Annotated in this window: 3 protein-coding genes and 2 pseudogenes; 2 read left to right on the plus strand and 3 right to left on the minus strand. The window is 53.0% G+C overall.

Annotated features, from left to right (window positions below; all coding sequences use genetic code 11):
• Positions 1 to 399, plus strand: a 399-nt coding sequence (locus BBW68_RS05860) for an IS30 family transposase (protein WP_148127474.1), incomplete at its 5' end; no start/stop codon positions are given.
• A 57-nt stretch (positions 400 to 456) separates the two neighbouring features.
• Here the strand turns inward: BBW68_RS05860 and amtB are convergent.
• Positions 457 to 1758 (minus strand): ammonium transporter AmtB, encoded by a 1302-nt coding sequence (amtB, locus tag BBW68_RS05865; protein WP_102135760.1) that lies wholly within the window; start codon positions 1756 to 1758, stop codon positions 457 to 459.
• A gap of 19 nt (positions 1759 to 1777) precedes the next feature.
• Positions 1778 to 2029: pseudogene (locus BBW68_RS05870) on the minus strand (P-II family nitrogen regulator); the annotation flags it as partial.
• On the opposite strand from BBW68_RS05870, the gene BBW68_RS19590 reads away from it, so the two are divergent.
• On the plus strand, positions 1991 to 2182 hold the full coding sequence (locus BBW68_RS19590; protein ID WP_070134404.1) for a hypothetical protein: 192 nt from the start codon (positions 1991 to 1993) through the stop codon (positions 2180 to 2182). The pseudogene BBW68_RS05870 and the gene BBW68_RS19590 overlap by 39 nt on opposite strands.
• A gap of 175 nt (positions 2183 to 2357) precedes the next feature.
• Here the strand turns inward: BBW68_RS19590 and BBW68_RS05880 are convergent.
• A pseudogene (locus BBW68_RS05880) lies at positions 2358 to 2679 on the minus strand (ATP-binding cassette domain-containing protein); the annotation flags it as partial.

The raw sequence follows: 2679 nt of genomic DNA on the forward strand, positions 1-2679 counted from the left end.
CTGGTCGAACGTAAAAGCCGTATTTATCTGACGAAGAAGGTTTTTTCTAAAGACTCTGCCGAAGTTGCCGCCGCTATTATCTCGATGCTGAGCGGCTATAAGGACGTCTGTCACACAATCACGTTCGACAACGGCAGGGAGTTTACCCGGCACAAGGAAGTCGCTGACGCGTTGGAAGCGGAAACCTACTTCGCTCATCCATATGCCTCGTGGCAGCGCGGGCTAAACGAGAACACCAATGGGTTGTTGAGGCAGTTTATCCCGAAAGGAACTGACCTGACGGCAGTGACGGATGACGAGCTCCGCAAGTACCAGGGAGCACTGAATAGCAGGCCACGGAAATGCCTTGGGTTCCGGCAACCTTCAGTGGTCTTTGTAGAGCTAAAACAGGCGGCTTAGCGTTGCACTTCAAACTTGAATCCGCCCACTACTTTTCTTATCAGTGTTAGCTTCAGCTTAGTTGTTGTAAGCATTCTCGCCGTGGCTGTTGACGTCCAGACCTTCACGCTCCTGATCTTCCGAAACACGCAGGCCAACAATCACATCCGCCACTTTAAATCCGATGAAGGCAACAACGGCAGTCCAGACAATGGTCAGGCCATCGCTGAACAGCTGTACCCAGATCTGATGGCCCATGGTCACGCCCTCTGCATAACCTACGCCACCCAGTGAAGATGAAGCGAAGATACCGGTCATGATGCAGCCAACGATGCCGTGCACGCCGTGCACGCCGAATACGTCGCAAGGGTCATCAATGCGCAGCCATTTTTTCAGTGAGGTCACGCCCCACAGGCCTGCAAGCCCACCGACAAGGCCGATGATCAGCGCACCGCCTACCCCTACGTAACCACAGGCTGGGGTAATAGCAACCAGACCGGCAATCACACCTGAGCTAACGCCCAGCAGAGAAGGTTTACCGCGCAGCGCCCACTCACCGAAGGTCCAGGTCAGCATTGCACCCGCCGTGGCGATCACGGTGTTGAGGAATGCCAGACCGGCGATTTCGTTAGCCGCACTGGCAGAGCCGGCGTTGAAGCCGAACCAGCCGAAGTATAAGATCGCAGTACCGGTGAATACCATCGGCAGGTTGTGCGGTTTGAAAGATTCCTTACCAAAACCAGCACGTTTACCCACCAGGTAAGCCCCTACTAGGCCAGCAACGGCGGCGTTGATGTGAACAACAGTACCGCCCGCGAAGTCCAGCGCACCATCCTGAGCTAGGAAACCACCCGCCCATACCATATGTGCAATTAGCAGGTAGGCAAAGGTCAGCCAGATCACCACGAAGATCAGCACCGCTGAGAAGCGAATACGTTCAGCAATAGCGCCGACGATCAGACCCACGGTGATACAGGCGAAGGAGGCCTGGAACGCAACGTGGATATACTGATAGAAAGAGCCCATCAGCGCGATGGGGGCGATATTTTTCAGCATCACCCAGTTGAAGCTACCAAAGAAGGCGTTACCTTCACTGAAGGCCAGAGAGTAACCGTAAACCATCCACAGTACGCACACCATCGCGAAGGTCATCGCGACTTGGGTCAGCATAGACAGCACGTTCTTGGCTCGGATCAGGCCGCCGTAGAACAGCGCAATGCCTGGGATCGTCATAAACAGCACCAGCGCAGTGCAGATCATCATAAAAGCATTATCGGCTTTATCAGCTACCGCTGGAGCGGCTGCCATGGCCAGCGACGGTAAAAGAGCCCCGCCGGCGAGGCCAAACTTAGCGAGTTTTTTCATTTTATCCCATCCCATCATAATTCTTAGCCCCGAATTACAGTGCTGCTTCGTCAGTTTCACCGGTACGAATACGGATGACACGTTGCAGTTCTGCAACGAAGATCTTCCCGTTACCAATTCTGCCGGTATAAGCAGCTTTGCTAATCACATCAACAACTTAATCCAGCTGGTCATCTGCAATCGCAATATCAATTTTTACTTTTAGCAGGAAGTTCACGCTGTATTTAGCACCGCGATACAATTCTGCATGCCCTTTCTGGCGGCCAAAGCCTTCGACTTCAGTCTGGTTGGCGCTGGCAAGCCCAAAGAAGTGGCCTTGGTCGCCTGTATGCGCAAGCTGCTAACCATCCTGAATGCGATGCTCAGAGAGAACGAAGAATGGAATGAATCTTACCATCATATTGCTCCACGATTTTATCGTTCAAGACAGTTGCTCTAGGTATAAAAACGGTTGTTTTGCCGACACAAAATCTATTACGCAAACGCTGTGCCATAGTTCAAAAATCTGAATTTTTCAGACGATTAGTCAGTGCTGGTCTGAATCGCGGCTGAGAGGAAAATCGTAGGAAAAATCACGGCATGGGATTGAGCACAAACAATGCACCATTACGGTGCGTTGTGCGTTCGCGAACGGCGCGCAGCGCCTTCTGAATAGCCTGCTCGGTACCGGAGTCAATGTTAGCAGTGGCCTCATCCAGAATCAGGATCTGCGGCGTTGCAACCAGCACGCGCGCCATCGCCAGCAGCTGTTTCTGACCGACGGAGAGGTTATTGCCCTGCTCGCCCAGCCGGGTAAAAATGCCATCGCTCATTTCACTCGCAAGCCTGGCAAGCTGCACCGTTTCCAGCGCCTGCCATACTGCATCCTCACTGACATCGCGCCCTAAGGTGACGTTGGCAAAGAAGTTATCGACCAGCACTGTCGCTACCGATGTA

This window comes from Candidatus Erwinia dacicola (genome assembly GCF_001756855.1).
Taxonomy (GTDB): Bacteria; Pseudomonadota; Gammaproteobacteria; order Enterobacterales; family Enterobacteriaceae; genus Erwinia; species Erwinia dacicola.